Below are 18,629 nucleotides of genomic sequence, written 5' to 3'. Positions count from 1 at the left end.
GGAAGATGCCTCGATGACCAGCGACAACACGAACGAGGTCGAACCCGCCGAGCCGTCTGAGGCAGCGTCAGCGAAGTCTTTGGACGACCGGCTAATTGACGAACTGGTGGGCAGTCAAGGCCCGCGGACACTTCCCCAACGAGCAGGTCGCCTTGAAGTGGGTCTACATGGCGATCATGTCCCTGGACCCCACAGGCAAGGGACGAGCCCGCTGGACCATGCGCTGGAAGACCGCACTCAACGCCTTCGACATCACCTTCGACGGGCGCCTCTCCGCAGCCCGTCAGTAACTCCAACAACCCCAGTTACACCGCTTGTTTGACAGCCTCGGACTTTGTTGTCGTGTTCTGGGTGGGGGTGGTGGTTTCGGGGGGTTGGGGGGGTGGTTTTGTGTTGGTTTGTTTCGGGGTTTTTTTGGTTGGTGTGGGTTTTGGTGTTGTTGTTCTGGTTGGTTTTCGTTCTGGGGGGTGTGGTGGTTATGGGTGGGGCTCGCGGGGGAGTCGTTCTTTGGGTGTGGGGTGGGTGCTTGTCTTTCGTGCTGGTGGCTGGTCCTGTGTCTGGTCGTTCGGGTGTGGCCGGGTCTCGCAGGTGGTTCCTGGGCTGGGTTTTGTGTGGCAGGGGGTGGTGCGCTGCTGTTTTTCTGTTGTTTTGTTGTGGGTGGGGGAGGGTTTTTGGTTGTGGGTCTGGGGGGTGGTGGTGTGGGTCTGGGGGGTGTGGGTCTGGTGTGTGGGTGGATCCCGTCCGGGTGGGGTGTCCGGACGGGATCCTTGTTTTGCTGGGGTGGGGTGGGTTGGGGTGGGTTAGATGCCGGGGGCGGCGATGTAGGTGTATGCGCCGGCTGCGGTGGCTGTTCCGGCGGGGTTCGTCACGACGACGTCGACTACTCCTGCGGTGCCGGGCGGGGTGACTGCTGCGAGGGTGGTTGCGTTGATCACCGAGAAGGGTGCCGGGGTGCCGCCGAAGGTGACCGAGTCGGTGGTGTCGAGGTTGGTGCCGGTGATTGTTACTGCGGTCCCGCCGGAAGTGGGTCCGGAGGTCGGGGTGAGGGTGGTGACGGTGGGGGCGTCCACGTAGGTGTAGGTCAGGCCGTTGTTGCTGCCGCCTGCGGTGGTGACGGTCACGGGGACGGGGCCTGCTGCGGTGCCGGCGGGAACCGTGACGCTGAGGGAGCTGTCGGAGTTCACGGTCGGGGTGGCTGTCGTGGTGCCGAAGGAGACGCTGGTGGCCGTTGACAGTCCGGTGCCGTTGATGGTGATGGTGTTGCCGCCGGCGGTGGGTCCGGAGGTTCCGCTCAGGGAGGACTTGAACGGTGCGCCGACGTAGAAGAACGGTACCGGGTTGCTGGTTCCGCCCGGTGTGGTGACGGTGACTCCGACCGTGCCGGTGCCGGAGGGGGAGAGTGCGGTGACTTCGGTCGCGGACACCTGGGTGATGTTGGTGGCCGGCTTGCTGCCGAATTTCACCGCGCTTGTGTTGGACAGGTTCGTTCCCGTGATGGTCACCAGGGTTCCTCCTCCGGTGGAGCCCTGGTTGGGAGAGATAGGCATGACAATGCTCCTCGTTCTCCAAGGGGACATGGGTGACCGGCGGAGCGGTGCCCGGCCCGGGCGTTCGGCGGCCGGCGAGGATGCCGGTTGCCGGTGACGTCGGGGTGCACCGCGCGCGGGGGCGTGGTTGGCACGGCCGGGAGTCCGAAGAGGGCGGGGCGCACGCGCATGGCCGGGTCCGGCGCCGGACCCTGGGTACCGGCGTCTTCTCCTCGAACGTGGAGAAGAACCGGCATGCGCTGCCTGTTCCTGCCTTCCTCGGCCAGGGTTGGGCAGCCCGCCGGTTCGCCATTTCAGTGACCCACAGGGGGCTGTGGGCGGCAAGGGCCGCGGCCTGCTGTCACCCGAACGGAGCAGCCGTCTCGGTGCGGGCGCGGGCTTCTTCGAGCCGGCGGGCACGGCCCGTCCGGTGGTTCGGCTTGGGTTGTGTCCGGGCAGCCGTCTGGGCTGTTCCCTGCCTGCCCGTCTGGCTGCGGGGCGGGTTTTCTGCCGGGCTGCCGTATCCGGCACGGGCTTGGCCCGCGGGCCTTGGGTGTCCGGGGTCCGGCGCGGGGCCCTGCCGAGCCGTTGTTGCCGGCGTGCCCGGGCTGCCCCGGGGGCTGGTTTGCCCGGTGCCGGCCGGGTGGTCTGGCGGGTGCCGGCCGGGGTCGGTGCTGTCTGCTCCGTACTGCCGGCCGGGTGGTGTGCTGGGGGTCCGGTTCCTGCCGCGGTGTGGTCCGGTGGAAGTACGGACGCGGGCCGGTGGGCCGTGCCCGGGTACGGGGAGGCCGGCTGCTGTCGGATTTTCGTGCCGTTGCCCGGCCGGCGGGCAGGGCGGGGGCTGCGGCGGGGCGCCGCGGGCGTGCCGGGCCCGCACTCCGCGCCGCCCGGACCACCGGACCACCGGCCCGGCCCGGTTTGACCTGTCGGCCCGGCCCGCCGGCCCGATCCGCCGGCCTGCCTCTCGGGCCGACTCGCCGATCTGATCCACCGGCCCGGCCCGGTTTGACCCGTCGGCCCGGCCCGCGCTGGCCCGATCCGCCGGCCTGCTCTCGGCCCGGCCCGCGCTGGCCCGATCCGTCGGCCTGCTGGCCCGATCCGTCGGCCTGCCTCCCGCGCCGGCCTGATCCACTTGTCCGGTCCGCCGCGCCGGCCTGCCGGTCCGCCGCGCCGGCCTGCCGGTCCGCCGCGCCGGCCTGCCGGTCCGCCGCGCCGGCCTGTCGGTCCGCCGCGCCGGCCTGTCGGTCTGCCGCGCCGGCTTGCCGGTCCCGCTGTCCTCGGCCGTAGGCTCCGGGCGGGGCGGGGCGGGGCGGGGCTCTGCCGTTCGGGGCGGGGCAAGTTCCTGTCTGGGTGCGGTAGTTGGGGGGTGTTTTCTGTGTGGAACCGCTGGTGTTGCTTAGCCCGTTGGGGTGATCCCGTTGGGGGCTGTCTTGTCGCCGGGGCGGCTGTATGGGTGACTGGGGATGTCCAGCCGGCGGGCCGCCCTTCCCGGACCGGGAAGCATGCGGTGTCGCGTTCGCGCGGCCGGCGCAGAGCACGCCGTTCACGGTTCTCATGAAGTGAAGCAGTGGCACTTCGCTCTTTGTGTACTGTCACCGGCCCGGACAGTGCCCATCGCCGTGTCTTCGGTGACGGGCCCGGCAGCCGCCCCCTGCCAAGGGGGAGTTGTGCCGGGCCGGGGCCGGGTGCACGGATCGGTGCACGGCTTGTTGCACGGTGCACGGCTTCTTGCACGGCTTGTTGTCCCGGCGGGGACGGGAACGCTGTCCGTGCCCGGTCTCCTCGATGCGGGGGCGGCTTGGCCCCGGGTGGCGGGTGTCCGGCGGATTTGGGGGCTGTGCGGGCTCGTTCGGCTGCCATGCGGTCCCGTTGTCCGGCCCGGGGTGGTCGGGGTGCGGCTGGTGCCGTGTGCCGGGAAGGACACGGGGCCGTCTCGCACCGGTTTTTCTGCTGTTCCGTTCTCGTTCCAGGAGGTATCCATGCCGCCCGTGGTCAGTTTCATCAGTCCCGCGCAGGGGCCTGTATCGGGGGGTACCACGGTCGTCATCACCGGTACCGGTCTCACGGGCGCCACAGCCGTCCGGTTCGGGGCCGCCGGTGCCGTTTCCTACACGGTCGTCTCGGCCACGCAGATCACCGCAGTCACCCCTGCCGGGAGCACCGGCCCGGTTTTGGTGACGGTGACCACGCCCGGCGGGACGAGCAACGCCACGGTGACCTTCACCTATGTCCTCGCTCCGCTTCCTGCCGTGACCGGTCTCTCGCCGTCCGGCGGTCCCACGGGGGGCGGCACCACGGTCACTGTGACGGGGACCGGTTTCTCCGGTGCCACCCAGGTTCGCTTCGGCTCCGTCAGTGCATTGTCCTTCAGTGTCGTCTCCCCGTCCCAGATCACCGCGCTCTCCCCGCCGGGGCCCGCGGGCGCGGTGCCGGTGACCGTGACGACGCCGGCAGGCACGAGCGCCGCCGCCCCGGCGTCGTACTTCTTCTACGTTCCCGCCCCGGTGCTCACCGCGCTCTCTCCGGGGGCCGGCCCGGCTGCCGGCGGCAACACGGTAGAGCTGACGGGACAGAACCTGTCGAATGCCACCGCTGTGCGGTTCGGTGTGCTCCCGGCCGTTTTCAACTCCGTTTCGGCCACCGGGATCTCGGCCGTCGCCCCGGCAGGGGCCGGTGTGGTCGCGGTGACGGTGACGACCCCCGGCGGCACCAGCAACTCCCTGGCCTACGCGTATGCGGGTGCTCCCGTACTGAGCAGTGTGTTCCCCTCCAGCGGGCCGGCCTCGGGCATCACGGTCGTGACACTGACCGGTACGGGGCTGGCCACCGCGACCGACGTGGAGGCCGCAGGGGTGCCGGTCGGCTTCACCGTGCTCTCGGACACCGAGTTGACCGCGGCCATCCCGCCGGGGGCCGCCGGCGACGTGCCCGTTCAGGTGACGACAGCGGGCGGAACGTCAGGAGCGGTGATCTTCCACCGTGTTGCGGCGCCCGAGATCTGAGTGCCCCCTTTTCTTCTGCCGCCCCCGTCTCCTTCACGCGATCGCCCCAGCGGGCTCACCTGAGTGGGTCCGTCCCGGGGGCGGCCTCACCGCGGATCTCTCCGGCAGGGCCTAGCGTGTGCGCTACCAAAAACCCGGCGAAAACAGACAAAGGGAGCTGCTCAATGAGGCGCAGGCATATGCATGGCGGGGGGGCCGTCACCTCGGCGGCGCTGGCAATCGTCCTGGCTGCTGCCGCGCCGGCGGCCGCCGCTCCGTCCTCCACCAGTGTCACCGCTTCGCCCTCGTCGGCCGCCGTCAACAGCCCGGTCCAGCTGACCGCCTCTGTCACCTGCGACGTTGATCCGGGCGGCGGTCTGGGCGTGTCCTTCTTCGACGGCGGCGACCTTCTGGGCACCGTGCCGGTGGCGGCCAACGGCCAAGCCACCTACCCCGCGTCGTTCACCACGGCCGGTACGCACACCATCACCGCCGCGTACAACGGCAACGGCGCCTGCGACGCGTCCAACAGCACCACGACCGTCCAGGTCTCCTCGTCCCCGGCGCCCGGCCAGCCCCCGGGTCTGTGCCTGCTCGGCTGCGGCAGCCTGATCGGCTTCGTCGCGGGGGACATCAAGAACACCGTTGTCGTCCACTGAGGGCTGCGGCAGGAGGCACCTGCAGCAGCCCGGCCCGGGTGCTGTCCGCCCGGCCCAGGACTCTCGCGGATGCGGGTGCCGGTCCGGGCGCCAGGACGGGGCGCCGGGCCTGGGCGCCGGGGCCGGGTACCGGTTCGGGGTGCCGGCCCTGGGCGCCGGTCCGGGGTGCCGGGACCGGGGTGCCCGTCTGCCGCAGCCGGATGTGTCTGCCGGCCGGGACGCCGGCGCAAGGGCCTGCCCGGTGTCCCGGCAGCCCGTCCCGGGGCCACGGGGGCAGGCCCACGCGGTCCGCGGCCCCGGGCGCCCGGGGCGCCCCCGCACCCGGCGCCGGCTGCTTCTCATGCACGGGACCCGGGCGGGCGGCGCGTCAGGGAGACGGTGGCCCAGATCGTCCGGGACCCGTCGCGTTCCACGTGTGTGCCAAGTGCCCGGGTGCAGTTGGCGACGATTCCCAGGCCGCGGCCGAAACCGGAGTTGCCGTGCCAGTGTCTGACGGTCCGTTCCGTGCCCTGGTCGCGCATCTGGATGCGCAGATGACCCCTGTTCTGCTGCAGGTCGGTGGTGATGACGCTGCTGTTGGTGTGGAGAATGGCGTTCGTGGCGAGTTCCGTGGCGATCAGCAGGGCCGTGTGCCGGACGCCTTCGTCGGTCAAGTGCTGCTGATCGAGCCATAAACGGGTCAGGTACCGGCAGACGGGGACGGCCCGGTCCACCGCCGGAAGACGCAGGGTGGTGGTACGCGACCGGAGCCGGCCGGCGGCCAGCACGCCCGCCACCGGTGTATCGGGCCATCGTTCGACTTCTTGCAGGGTGAGCGCGATACACGCATATGCACGGGTCGGCGACATGACTCTCCTGGTGCTCGTGAGAGGCGCAGGCGGCAGAAGGTTCTGGTGTCCCGGAGCGGCGCGCGGTGGTGCCGCCGACGTGTCGGGGGGCGTTTCTTCACGCGGGTGAGAAGAAGGAGCATGGCACTGTGCTTTCATAAGACCTGCATACGGGGGACAGCGGTGGAAACGAAGACGAAAAGGGCGCATACGGGGCGCCGGTTGTGCCGTACGCTCCTTCCTGCCGGCGGCGCGGTGCGCCTTCGTGCAGGGGTGTTCCGGTCTCCTGGCCGGATGCTCCGGCGCCGGTCCGGCCCGAAGACGGCGACAACCGCCGTGCCCATGCAGGACGGCGGTCTGTCGGGCCAGTCCGGTCCGGCAGCGGCGCGGCCTTGCCGCGAGGTGCTCGGCCGGGTGCCGGATCCGGAACGTCAGCCGGCGCCGGGTGGCGCCGGCTGACGCGTCCAACTCCTCTCACGGGGCGCCCATAGCGGTGACCAACCGTTCAGCGGCTGGCGCGAATCAGACGCCTGACCGGTTGGATAGCCACTTCCCCGGAGAGGACGGGCGGCCAACCATTGGACATGACCGTTATCCGCCGAGCCCGCATATGACGGCAATAGGTGTCGATGATACGGCACCCGAATGGATTAATTCGGTGCGATGAAATGTTCAGATTCTGTCCGGTTTAGAAATGGACGAACAGGCGGGAAGGGCGCTTCGGCAGCCCGCCGGGCAGCGGATTCCTGACACCTTATCAGCTTTCCTTGTCCGGGCCGTTCGCCATCACCGGGGCAGAAATCGTGAGTGTCTGATATGCGGCCGGGTTCTGCAGGGGATGCTCCGCAGAGTGCCGGATCGTTATTCCTGGGACCCTGCCGCAGAGTGCCGGATCGTTATTCCTGCGGCGCAGGACGGATTTTTGCCGTCTGAATTCCGGGAGAGGGAGGGAAGGGGGGAGTGCGCACACTGGTGCGGCAGTGAACACTGTTGTGTTTGATTTCCTGCCCGGCACGGTACTCCGATCGAGTGATTGGGGGCTTCCTCCCTTGAGGCGTCACTAATCCGTCCCGCTTACTGGATTACGAACCGGCGGGTCGCCCATCCCTTCCCGGGGACGTGGCTGCTACCCGTTCCGGTCCTCGCTCCCGTCACAGCGAAGCATGCGGCGACCAGACGGTGTTCTCGCTCGCAGAACAGACCGTCCCCCGGAAAGAGAAGGGCACCGCTCCGCCGACGTCGCCGCCGATGAGCGCGTACGTCATGTGTAGGGAGTGCCAGCATGTTCCGTTCCCGTCTTGCCGCCGCCACTGCCACCGCCGCCCTGGCGGCGGGCGCCGTAGTGGGCTTCGCCCCCCTGGCCGCAGCGGCTCCCGCTGCCGTGGCCGCCTCCCCCTGTGTCAACGACCTGCAGGCCGCACAGGCGTCCAACAACGCCGCCATCGCCGCCGACCAGGCCAACAACACCAAGGCCGCCTTCTCCAGCAACCTGAGCACTGCCACCTCGCTCGCCTCCGCGCTCGGCGACTGTGCCGGGCAGCCGCCGGTGGTGGGAGCCAATGTCCTCATGGCTTCCGCGACCAACGCGACCGCCATCGTGTACAACCTGCTCGGATCGGCCAGTTCGGCACTGGGCTCCGAGCAGGCGACCGCTTCGTCGATCAGCCAGGCGCTGGCCAGCGCGACCTGACCCGCGCCCGGGCGGGCGCCGGTGACCGGGCTTCCCCGCCCCCTCCCGGCCGGCCGCCGCCCGGCCTTCGGGATCCCGGCCCGAAGACCGGTGCGCGCTTCGGCCGCCCGCTGCCGCCCGGGCGGCAGCGGGCAGCCGGGCGGCGAGAAGCCCCTCGCCCTCTCCGTGCGCAGCCGGATCACCCCCGCGGCCCGGACGTCCGCCGGCCCGCGAACCCTGCGAACCCCTGCGGACCCCTGCGGACCCCTGCGGACCCGCGCGGGCCCCGCGATCCACTTCCTCTGCGCGCTCACGGCGCGGGCAGACGTGTATGCACGAAAGGCGATGAACCTTCTCCCGCTGCATACCGGGGCCCCCGTACCGGGCACCACTTTTCCTGATTCCCTGTGCCGTGCCTGCTGCATGGATTCCGGTTTCTGATTCCCGCCCCTTTCCCGCCCTCCCCTCGCGGGCGAGAAACCGATGATGCCGCACCGCGCCCCAGGTGAAACTCCCTGGGGCGCGGTGTGCATGTGCGGAGCACGGAACGGTGTGGACCAGCCGCCCTCTGCCCGCAGACCGAAACTGGAGCTGGATTTGTCCGACCGTATTCGAGTCAAGCTTTCCGGAGGCCCGGACTGGATTTTCATTCCTTCCGTATGGGAAGTCGAGTCCCTGGAGGCCGAACCCAGAGTGAAAATCCTGTGCGGCAACGCCTATGAACACTTCGACTTCTCGGGCCGTTACACCCTCCATGAGGGCGAGCAGCTGCCCGTTTACTGCTGGTGCCGCCGCACATACGTGGCCGAATAAGCCCGTACCGTGATCCTGAAGGGAAAATTCCATGATTAATCCACCAGTCCCCGCGGGTGACTCATGACGCGGCGGACCGGAGGCCGGGCCCGGGACGCCGTGGTCACCGGCATCGGCCTGTGCCTTCCCGGCCCGGGGACCCCAGTGCTCACCGCGGACGACCTCTGGAACGTCGCGTCCACCGGATCGTCCTGCCTCAGCAAGAACGGCGTCTACTACGGCAGCGTGGACCTCCCGGACGAAACGTTCGATGAACGCGTGCCCGGCATTCCCGAGTTCTTCTCCCGCCACTACACAGACGCCCACCGCTTCGGACTGGTGTCGCTGACGCAGGCATGCGCGGACGCCGGCCTCGAGACCCGGCACGACCTGGAAGAAGCCGCCATCCTGGTGGGCCGAGGCGGCGTGGACGCCAACATCGACAGCTACCTCGCCGTCCTCAGGGCCGACCCCGCAACCTACCCGGTCGCAGACGCGCTGGAAATGTTCGTCGCAGCGGAACAGTCCATCACCCCCTCGGACGTCGCACTGGTCCAGGGCGCACTCACCCGCTCCAAGGCCGCCAACTTCACCGTCTCCTGCGGCTGCGCATCCTCGGCCCTCCAGATCGGCAACGCACAGCGCCTCATCGCCGCCGGCGAGGTCGATATCGCCGTGGTGACCGGAGTCGACGTCTTCAGCGTCACGCTCATCCGCAACATCCAGCGCCTGCTGAACGGCGCCCAGAGGACCTACGACACCATGCGGTCCCAGGACATGCCCAGCCTCCTGCCGTCCTTCGACGCCCTGATGCGCCCCTACGACCGGCGCGCCGAATGCATCAACCACGGCGAGGGATCCGCGACCATCGTCATGGAGAGCAGGGAACACGCCTTCCGCCGGGACGCCCGCCCCTACGGACAAGTCCTCTCCCAGGCAACCACCCGCGACGGCCTGGCCAACCCCCTGGCCAGCGACGAAAGCGGAAAAGCACTGGTCTCCGCGGTACGGCGATGCCTCGGCGACACCTGGGAGATCACCCAGGTTCCCTACCTCCACGGCGGCAGCGACGGCAACGTCGTCGTCACGGCATTCGAGGCCAACGCCGTCAAGGAACTGTACGGTCCCGCCGCGAGCGACCTGCTCATGACTTCGCAGGAAGGCTGCTTCGGCCACAACGGCGCCCCGGCCGGCTGTCTCGGCGTGGCCCTGACCCTGCTCATGATGAACCACGGCCAGGTGTGCCCCACCGCCAACTGCGAACAGCCGGCACCACAGCTGCCCTTCGACCCGGTCCCGGGAACAGCACCCCGCCGCCTCGACTTCGACTACGCCTTCAGCTTCAACTACCAGGTCGGGGGCGTGAAAAGCGCGATCCTGCTGGGAAGCCCCGACGTCTGAACCGCTGTTCCCCACCCCTCCTCGTCCTCAGACAGCCCCCGTCGGCGGGCCCCCACCCCCGCCTCCTCCGCCCTTCACGGACCTCCGCCCCTCCGCCCCCGGCTCGGACAGAGATCCCGGCCCGGACTCCCTCCGGCCCGGACACCCCCCCCACGCACGCACCGGTGCGCCCCGTTCCCCCTGCCCCGTTCCCCCTGCCCCGTTCCCCCCGCCCCTCCGCCCCCGCCCCTCCGCCCCCGCCCCTCCGCCCCCGGCCCGGACCGCCCTCCGCCCTCCGCCTTCCGCCCTCCGGCTCGGACAGAGATCCCGGCCCGGACTCCCTCCGGCCCGGACACCCCCCACCCGCCCGCACGCACCGGTGCGCCCCGTTCCCCCACCGCGCGGCACACCTCCCTCGCCCCGAGCCGCACACCCCGCCCCCACGTTCCCCGTGAACGACAAGGAGACCCCCGTGGCCCACCGCAGGCACCCCCATCGCCCAGCGAACCCGCCCATCGCCGTCATCGGCATGGGCTGCCGACTCCCCGGGGACGCCGACTCCCCGGCCGCCCTGTGGCGCCTGCTGGTCAAAGGCCGCGAAGCGGTGAGCGCTCCACCCCCCGGCCGCGAGATGACCACCCCCCAGACCGGCCCCCCCACCCACACCCAGCCCGCTTTCCACCGAGGCGGTTACCTGAAGGACGTCTCACGGTTCGACGCGGACTTCTTCGGAGTCTCCGGACGCGAGGCCGACGTACTCGATCCCCAGCACCGGCTGCTGCTGGAAGTGGCCTGGGAGGCCCTGGAACACGCCGGGCTGCCCCCCGAGCAGCTCGCCGGCTCCCCGACAGGCGTCTTCACGGGACTGAGCTACAACGACTACATGGACCAGCTGGCCGGCCGACCCCAGGAACTCGAAGGCTCCATCCTGACAAACGGCCACTGCGTCGCCGCCGGCCGCCTCTCCTACCTCCTGGGCCTGCACGGCCCCAGCCTCGCCCTCGACACCGCATGCTCCTCCTCCCTGGTCGCCTTCCACCTGGCCTGCGAGTCACTGCACCGCGAGGACTGCGACCTCGCCCTGGCCGCCGGCGTCACTCTCATGCTCGCCCCACGCATCACCCGCTCCTTCGCCAGGATGGGCATGCTCTCCCCGACCGGGCACTGCCACACCTTCGACGCCGCCGCGGACGGATTCGTCCGCGGCGAGGGCTGCGGCGTCGTCGTCCTCAAACGCCTGGCCGACGCCCGCAGGGACGGCGACCGCATCCTCGCCGTCGTCCGCGCAACCGCCGTGAACCAGGACGGCCGCTCCGACGGCCTCGCCGCCCCCTCCCTCACCGCCCAGCAGGCCCTCTACCGCACAGCACTCGACCGGGCCGGTGTCGACCCCGCCCGCATCTCACTGATCGAGGCCCACGGCACCGGCACCCCCCTCGGAGACCCCGTCGAATTCGCCAGCCTGGCCGCCGTGTACGGCAACGGCCTCTCCCCGTGCGCCCTGGGCTCGGTCAAGACCGTCCTCGGCCACCTGGAACCCGCCGCAGGCATCACCGGACTGATCAAGACCGTGCTGTGCCTCCAGCACGCAACCATCCCGCCCAACCTCCACTTCACCCGATGGAACCCGGCCATCGCCGCAGACACCACCCGCTTCTTCGTCCCGGTCGAATGCACCCCGTGGCCCGGCAACCAGCCAGTCAGACTGGCCGCAGTCTCCTCGTTCGGCTTCTCCGGCACCAACGCCCACGTCATCCTGCAGCAACCCCCCACCCCCCGCCGCCGCACCAGCCTGCCCGCCCCCCGCAAACCCCAACCCTCCCCGCCCGAGGTGATCCTGGTCGCCGCCGGCTCCCACCAGGCCCTGCCGGCCGCCGCCCGCCGCCTGGCCCACTGGCTGGACCACGACGGCGCCAACACCCCACTGCGCGACACCGCCCACACCCTGGCCCTGCGCCGCAGCCCCGGCCGAGGACGCCTCGCCGTCCTCGCCCGTTCCCGCACCGACACGCTCCACGCACTCCGACGGTTCGCCGACGGCCTGCCCCACCCCGCCCTCATCCCGGGCACCACCGACGTCACCGCCCCCCGCCGGCCCGTATGGGTCTTCTCCGGCCAGGGCTCCCAATGGCCCGGCATGGGCCGCGAACTCCTCGCCCACGACAAGGCCTTCGCCAAAGCCCTGACCCGCGTGGACGCCCTCATCCGCAACGAGGCAGGCTTCTCCGTCCTGGAACTGATCCGGGCCGGCGAACCCGTCACAGGATGCCCGAAGGTCCAGCCCACCCTCTTCGCCCTGCAGATCGCCCTCGCCGCGACATGGCAGGCACACGGCGTCCAGCCCGCCGCCGTCATCGGCCACTCCATGGGAGAAGCCGCAGCCGCAGTCGTGGCCGGAGCCCTCACCCTCGCCGACGGCGTCCGCGTCATCTGCCGCCGCTCGGCACTCCTGGAACGCATCGCCGGCACAGGAGCGATGGCCAGCATCGGCCTGGCCCGGACCACCACGGAAACCACCCTCGCCGACGCCGGAGCCGACGCCGTCTCCGTCGCAGTCCTGGCCGCACCCGACACCACCGTCATCTCCGGAGACCCCGACCAGATCACCCGCCTGACCCGCCAATGGGACCAACTCGGCATCCCCGCCACCCCCATCGCCGTCGACGTCGCCTCCCACAGCCCCCACGTCGACCCCCTCCTGCCCGACCTGCACCAGGCACTCTCCAACCTCACCCCCCGCCCACCCCGCATCCCCTTCTACTCCACCGTGACCGAAGACCCCCGCCACACCCCCCTCCTCGACGCCGCCTACTGGTGCGACAACCTGCGCCGCCCCGTCCGCTTCCACCCCGCCGTCACCGCCGCCGCCCAGGACCGCCACCAGACCTACATCGAGATCTCACCCCACCCCGTCATCACCCAACCCCTCACCGACAGCCTGACCCCACTGGCCCCCCACGCCCTGGTCCTGCCCACCCTGCGCCGCGCCCAGGACGAACCCACCACCTTCCTGACCCAGCTGGCCACCCTCCACTGCAACGGCGGCACCGTCGACTGGACCCCCCTGTACGGCGACGGCGACCTGGCGGACACCCCCACCATCACCTTCGACCGCACCCCCCACTGGGCCGCCGGCCCGCCCGCACCGGACCCCACCGACACCCTGCCCGGCCGCCACACCGAAACCCCCGGCGACCAAACCCGCCACACCTGGAGCACCACCGCCCCCGCCCTCCACCTGCCCTGGCTCAACGACCACCACGTCCACGGCACCCCCGTCCTGCCCGGCGCCGCCTTCTGCGCCCTCCTCCACACCACAGCCCACACCGCACTCACCGGCGCACCCCCAGACATCACCCTCACCGACATCACCTTCCAGGACCTCCTGCGCCTGGACGACGACACCCAGATGAGCACCACCGTCACACCCACCCCCACCGGCGAGCAGGCCGCCTGCGAGGTCCACTCCCGAAACCCCGACGGCTCCTGGCAACTGCACGCCACAGCCACCGCCCACCGCGGCCCCGCACCCCACCCCACCCCACCCCCACCCGCTCCCGGCCTCAGCAACAGACACCCCGTCCCCCTCGACCCCGCCAGGCTCTACGCCACCCTGCGCGCCTGCGGCCTCGAACACGGCCCCGCCTTCACCGGCATCACCACCCTGCACACGACGAGCCGCCGGGACAGCTTCTGGGCCGACATCCAGCTACCGCCCCCCGCCCGCACCCCCGAACCCGCCCTCAGCATCCACCCCGTCCTCCTCGACCTGTGCCTCCAACTCCTGGTAGCGGCAATCGACTTCGAGAGCACCCCCGCACCGATCCTGCCGCTCCAGGTCCGCACCCTGCGAATCCTCGGCGACCCCGCCCAGGCCGCCCACGCCCACGCACAGGTCACCGAGAACAACGGCACGACACTTGCCGGAGACGTCCGCCTCCTGAACGCCCAGGGCCGGCCCGTACTCGCCCTCGACGGCGTGCGCTTCACCCGCAGCGAACCCGCCCAGGACAACACCGTCGACCAGTGGTTCCTGCAACACGGCTGGCACCGGGCACCCTCCCCCCGCCCCACAACAACCCCACCCGGAAACTGGCTCATCCTGGACGAGGGCGACGGCCAGGGCGAACACCTGGCCGCACTCCTGCACACCGCCGGAGCCCAAACACAAGTACGGCAATATCCCGCAAACACGGAAGAACTAGCCCCTCTGGCCGCCGCCTTCGGCCAGCACCTGACCACCCCGACAAACCCCTGGCGCGCCGTAGTCCTGCTCTTCCGCGCACCGACCACCCCCCACCCACACCCCACCCAAGACGCACAGCAACGAGCCCGCCAACTACTCGCCTTCGCCCAGGCCGCCGACCAACACAGCGGACCCTGGCGCCTGTACGCCGTCACCCGCCACGCCTACGCCGTCACCCAAGACGAGACCGGCCACCCCGCCCACAGCACCGTACGCGGCGTCGCACGCGTCATGGCCGTCGAACAGCCCCACCTGCGACCCACCCTCATCGACACCGACCCCGGCAAGAACGGGCTCCAAGCCCTTGCCACCGAACTCCTCGCCGACGCACCCGAAGACGAAGTCGCACTACGCGGCAACACCCGACACATCGCCCGCATCGACCGAGCCCCCCTCACCCCCACCGAACGCACCACCTGCACCACCCGAACCGTCCGATTCGGACAGGACGGATTCCGCCTGCGCGCCGGACAACTCGGCAACCTCGACAGCCTCGAACTGGCCGCAACCGGCCGCCGCCACCCCGACGAAGGCGAAGTCGAAGTACGCATCAACGCCACCGGCCTCAACTTCCGCGACATCCTGACCACCCTCGGCATGCTCGGCTCCGAACCCACCACCCCCTACCGCATCGGCTTCGAATGCGCAGGCGAAATCAGCGCCGTAGGCCCCGGCGTCCACCACCTCCGCCCCAAAGACCCCGTACTCGCCATCCAGCTCGAAGGCGGCACCTTCGGCTCCTTCATCACCCTCCCCGCCACAGCCGTCACCCCCCTGCCCCCCACCCTGACACCCACCACCGCAGCAGGACTGCCCACAGCCTTCCTCACCGCCTGGTACGCCCTGCGACACCTCGCCCAACTCGCCCCGGGCGAACGAGTACTGATCCACTCCGCCACCGGAGGCACCGGCCTGGCCGCCATCGCCGTCGCCCGCCTCCTGGGCGCAGACATCCTGGCCACAGCCGGCAGCGAAGAAAAACGAAACCACCTGCGCGCCATGGGCATCCGCTGCGTCATGGACTCACGCACCCTGGACTTCGCCAAACAGACCCGCCAAGCCACCGACGGCCAGGGAGTCGACGTCGTCCTCAACTCCCTGACCGGCCCCGCCGTCCGAGCCGGCCTCGAAACCCTGCGCCCCTTCGGCAGATTCATCGAACTCGGCGTACGCGACATCCTGGCCGACGCCCCCCTCAGGCTCGCCCCCCTGCGCCACAACATCACTTTCAGCACCGTCGACCTCATCGAACTGCAACAGCAGCGCCCAAAGCTGTTCGCCACAGTCTTCCGCGAGACCATGGACCATATCGCCGCCCAGCGACTCAAACCGCTCCTGTGCACCGAATACCCGCTCGACCGAGCAGCGGACGCCTTCCACCTGATGGCCCGCGCCGGCCACACCGGCAAGATCGTCCTGACCGTCCCCGACCGGGGAGAAACCACAGCCGTCCTGCCCGACGGACCACCCGTCGTCCGCACCGACGGCGCCTACATCATCACCGGCGGCCTGGGAGGCCTGGGAATGGCCACCGCCCGCTGGCTCGCCGAACAGGGAGCCACCCGCATCATCCTCAACAGCCGCCGATGCCCCTCGCTCGAAACCGCACAAGCCATCAACGAACTCGCCTCCAGCACCACCGTCATCCTCGGCGACATCTCCCGCCCCGAGACCGCCCAGCGGCTGGTCACCGCCGCCACCAGCTCAGGCGTGCCCCTGCGCGGAATCGTGCACTGCGCCATGGTCCTCGACGACGCCGCACTGGCCACCGTCCGAGACCACCAGCTCAAACGGGTATGGGACCCCAAAGTCACCGGCGCCTGGAACCTCCACCAGGCCACCGCCACCCACTCACTGGACTGGTTCGTCCTGTACTCCTCGATGAGCTCCCTCCTGGGCAACGCCGGACAAGGAACATACGCAGCAGCCAACGCCTGGCTCGACGCCTTCGCCACCTGGCGCACCCGCAACGGCCAGCCCACCCTGGCCGTCGACTGGGGCCCCTGGGGCGAAACAGGACAGGCCGTCGACTTCGCCGAACGCGGCTACGAAACGATCCCCACCCGCAAAGGACTGGAAGCCCTGCACGCACTCCTCGCCCACCAGCGGGTCCAGACAGCCGTCATCCCCGGCCCGGCCCAGACCTGGATCCCCAGTACCGCCGCGCACTCCAGCCTCTTCGAACACCTTGCCCCCGCCCCAACCGAAGCCACCACGGACAAGAGCAACACCCCCCAACACCCCCAGGACAACATCCGGTCCCGGCTCGAAGCCCTGCCCGCCGGGATCGCCCGCCAGACCGCCCTGGAGAGCTACCTGACCGACCACATCCGCACCATCCTGCGCACCGGCAGCAGCACCCTCGACCCACACACCCCCCTCAAGTCCCTCGGCTTCGACTCGCTCCTCGCCACAGAACTACGCATCCGCCTCGACACCGACCTCAACATCCGCCTGGCCGGCAACTTCATCTGGCAACACCCCACCATCACCTCCCTCGCCACAGCCCTGGCCATCCACATGGGCCTGGCCTCCCAGGACGAACCACCCCTTTCCGGTACCAGCTTGTAGTGCTCGGCCAGACCGATGCGAGGCCTGGCAAGCAGCGGCAATAGGCGCAAGCAGCGCGCAACGCCGAAGGCACCACCCACGCCCTCTCCCCGGCCCAAGGCACCACCGACCCCCTCTCTCAGCCCGGAAGCCCGTCACACCGCGTGCGGGACGGGCAAGACCCTGATCGCACCGCGTATCACCGAGGCATTGGACAGCCCACATCTCCTGGCCGCGGTGCCGTCCCCGAACTTTTGATCCACCAGCGGGCGGCCCCGGCCCGCGCGGAGGAGCACCGCGAGGCACTGATGGCGGCCTCCTCCTCCAACGCCCACAAGAATCCGCTGCTCGCCGGCGCGGGGGAGTACCCGGCCTGCTGGCCGGCCCAGCACAAGAAGGCGGCCGTGTTCGTCACGCTCGACCCCCTTCCGAGGACCGAGGAAGCCCAGCCCTCCGCCTCCACCGCCCCCTCCTCGACCTCCTGGCCGTGGACGAGGCGCACCGCACCGCGGGCAGCTGGGACCAGCAGCAAACGATGATCCACGACAACCGGCGTGTCCCGGCCGACAGACGCCTCTACCTGACAGCGACACCGTACGAGTGGGAGGCACCGCGTCTGACCGAGGCCCCGACACACGCCCGCAGCCCAAGCGCACCCCGACCACCGTACCCGCCTGGGAGCCCCCGTCCCTCATCGCCTCAACGGATGACGCGAAGGTCTTCGGGGAGCGCCTGCACACCTACTCCCACGCGGACGCGATCAAGGACGGCACCCTGGCGGACCACCAGCTACTCATTCCCACGACCACCGACACCGACCTGCGCACTGTCCTGACCAACCAGCATGACGCACACACAGGGTTCGCCCCGACAGCCCGGTGTACGAGTGCGTTACACCTGGCCATCCCCAAGGCCATGACCGGCAGTGCTCACCAACACCCAAGTCCTCAGCGAAGGCGTGGACTTGCCAGCCGTAGAGCCGCGGTCTTCGCCGACCGCACAGCGAGCGTCCGCCGCGTCGTCCAGGCCATTGCTGCCCGAGCCCCGCGCAAGAACACCGCACACCGCCCGGACCACGATACCCACCGCCTGCTCGCGCGCTGCTTCCGCTTCGACTTCACCCACGACCCCGACCGCAACACCCAACTCACTGCTCTCGACCCCAACTGAACACTCCCTCACGGCCCGGACTGGCACCCCAAATCCCCCCTGCTGCACCGCCACATCACGCCGCGACACGGTGATCGACAGCGTGAAGGCCGGCAGCTGGCTACACCGGCAGTTCACCACCTGGCACGAACTCAACTCCGGCCAACGCGACCTTCTCACCAGCCTCGACCTGACCGCCGATCAAGTCACACTGAGACAAAACACCGAGAACTCGCGTCACATCCGATACCAGGAAACGCCGTTCCTTCGAGCAGACAGCGCTGCCGCTGCGCGCCTTCGTGGAGCGGCACGGACGCCCACCCCGGGCCAGGGAATGGATCGAGGCCGACGGCGAACACGTCATGATCGGCCCGTGGCTGCGCAAGACCCGCACCAAACAGAAAACAGATCAACTACTAGAAGACCAAGACAAGTTGATGGAAGGGAACCTCCGAAAGGACCGGTCCGGAACCACCCCCGACGTTCCCGAAGAGGGACCCACAGACATCTCGAAAGTTCCATAGTTTTTCTGCTTCCATAAAACAAGCCAGTCTCTACCAAAACCGACCACGAGTCAGAAGCAAGGAGATGCCCCATCAAGCAGCCAGCCACAGGGCCGCGCGGAGCGCGGCCCGTCGCCCTGATCGCGGAGCGAACAGGGCGAGAGTCCAACGGAGTTGGACTCCAGGGCCACGGAGTGGCCCGAATCTCCGGGACGAAGTCCCGAAAACAACGCACGGAGTGCGTTGTTTTCTTCCGTCGCGTAGCGACGGCGCGTCGTGTTCGCGGAGCGAACCGCGCGAGATCGGCAGAGCACACCACTGTACACCCGTCACACTTACGGCCAACT

The 18,629-nt window shown here is 69.9% G+C and carries 10 protein-coding genes and 1 pseudogene; 9 read left to right on the top strand and 2 right to left on the bottom strand.

What is annotated here, in order from left to right; genetic code table 11:
- Positions 1 to 110: 110 nt before the first annotated feature.
- Positions 111 to 290 (top strand): annotated as a pseudogene (locus ACWCXX_RS27805) (IS256 family transposase); the annotation flags it as partial.
- Positions 291 to 800: 510 nt separating this feature from the next.
- On the opposite strand, the gene ACWCXX_RS27800 reads toward ACWCXX_RS27805, so the two are convergent.
- On the bottom strand, positions 801 to 1,547 hold the full coding sequence (locus ACWCXX_RS27800) for an IPT/TIG domain-containing protein (RefSeq protein ID WP_451131843.1): 747 nt from the start codon (positions 1,545 to 1,547) through the stop codon (positions 801 to 803).
- 1,958 nt (positions 1,548 to 3,505) lie between these two features.
- On the opposite strand from ACWCXX_RS27800, the gene ACWCXX_RS27795 reads away from it, so the two are divergent.
- Together ACWCXX_RS27795 and ACWCXX_RS27790 are read left to right on the top strand one after the other, a co-directional pair.
- On the top strand, positions 3,506 to 4,528 hold the full coding sequence (locus tag ACWCXX_RS27795) for an IPT/TIG domain-containing protein (protein ID WP_451131841.1): 1,023 nt from the start codon (positions 3,506 to 3,508) through the stop codon (positions 4,526 to 4,528).
- 179 nt (positions 4,529 to 4,707) lie between these two features.
- Positions 4,708 to 5,166: an Ig-like domain-containing protein gene (locus ACWCXX_RS27790; protein WP_451131839.1), complete on the top strand. Its 459-nt coding sequence runs from the start codon at positions 4,708 to 4,710 to the stop codon at positions 5,164 to 5,166.
- Between the two features lie 338 nt (positions 5,167 to 5,504).
- Here the strand turns inward: ACWCXX_RS27790 and ACWCXX_RS27785 are convergent, their stop codons facing one another.
- On the bottom strand, positions 5,505 to 6,014 hold the full coding sequence (locus ACWCXX_RS27785) for an ATP-binding protein (RefSeq protein ID WP_451131837.1): 510 nt from the start codon (positions 6,012 to 6,014) through the stop codon (positions 5,505 to 5,507).
- 1,261 nt (positions 6,015 to 7,275) lie between these two features.
- On the opposite strand from ACWCXX_RS27785, the gene ACWCXX_RS27780 reads away from it, so the two are divergent.
- The 6 genes from ACWCXX_RS27780 to ACWCXX_RS27755 all read left to right on the top strand — a co-directional run bounded on the left by ACWCXX_RS27780 (position 7,276) and on the right by ACWCXX_RS27755 (position 17,800).
- Positions 7,276 to 7,683, top strand: a complete 408-nt coding sequence (locus ACWCXX_RS27780) for a hypothetical protein (RefSeq protein WP_451131835.1) — start codon at positions 7,276 to 7,278, stop codon at positions 7,681 to 7,683.
- 531 nt (positions 7,684 to 8,214) lie between these two features.
- Positions 8,215 to 8,475: a DUF5988 family protein gene (locus ACWCXX_RS27775; protein ID WP_451131833.1), complete on the top strand. Its 261-nt coding sequence runs from the start codon at positions 8,215 to 8,217 to the stop codon at positions 8,473 to 8,475.
- Positions 8,476 to 8,538: 63 nt separating this feature from the next.
- Positions 8,539 to 9,855 (top strand): beta-ketoacyl synthase N-terminal-like domain-containing protein, encoded by a 1,317-nt coding sequence (locus ACWCXX_RS27770; protein WP_451131831.1) that lies wholly within the window; start codon positions 8,539 to 8,541, stop codon positions 9,853 to 9,855.
- Positions 9,856 to 10,306: 451 nt separating this feature from the next.
- The gene (locus ACWCXX_RS27765) at positions 10,307 to 16,651 is read left to right on the top strand and encodes a type I polyketide synthase (protein ID WP_451131829.1); all 6,345 of its coding nucleotides are present in this window, start codon (positions 10,307 to 10,309) and stop codon (positions 16,649 to 16,651) included.
- 233 nt (positions 16,652 to 16,884) lie between these two features.
- Positions 16,885 to 17,169: a hypothetical protein gene (locus tag ACWCXX_RS27760; RefSeq protein WP_451131827.1), complete on the top strand. Its 285-nt coding sequence runs from the start codon at positions 16,885 to 16,887 to the stop codon at positions 17,167 to 17,169.
- 61 nt (positions 17,170 to 17,230) lie between these two features.
- Positions 17,231 to 17,800, top strand: a complete 570-nt coding sequence (locus ACWCXX_RS27755; protein ID WP_451131825.1) for a hypothetical protein — start codon at positions 17,231 to 17,233, stop codon at positions 17,798 to 17,800.
- Positions 17,801 to 18,629: the final 829 nt, after the last annotated feature.

It is taken from the genome of Streptomyces sp. NPDC001732, assembly GCF_053596315.1.
The sequence above is the reverse complement of the archived record's forward strand: the minus strand, read 5'-3'. Positions and strand labels throughout refer to the sequence as shown.

What these genes read in the sequence shown, in the direction of transcription:
- ACWCXX_RS27795 (WP_451131841.1), top strand. Translation starts at nt 3,506, where the DNA reads ATGCCGCCCGTGGTCAGTTTCATCAGTCCCGCGCAGGGGCCTGTATCG.
- ACWCXX_RS27785 (WP_451131837.1), bottom strand. Translation starts at nt 6,014, where the DNA reads ATGTCGCCGACCCGTGCATATGCGTGTATCGCGCTCACCCTGCAAGAA.
- ACWCXX_RS27770 (WP_451131831.1), top strand. Translation starts at nt 8,539, where the DNA reads ATGACGCGGCGGACCGGAGGCCGGGCCCGGGACGCCGTGGTCACCGGC.
- ACWCXX_RS27780 (WP_451131835.1), top strand. Translation starts at nt 7,276, where the DNA reads ATGTTCCGTTCCCGTCTTGCCGCCGCCACTGCCACCGCCGCCCTGGCG.
- ACWCXX_RS27800 (WP_451131843.1), bottom strand. Translation starts at nt 1,547, where the DNA reads ATGCCTATCTCTCCCAACCAGGGCTCCACCGGAGGAGGAACCCTGGTG.
- ACWCXX_RS27790 (WP_451131839.1), top strand. Translation starts at nt 4,708, where the DNA reads ATGCATGGCGGGGGGGCCGTCACCTCGGCGGCGCTGGCAATCGTCCTG.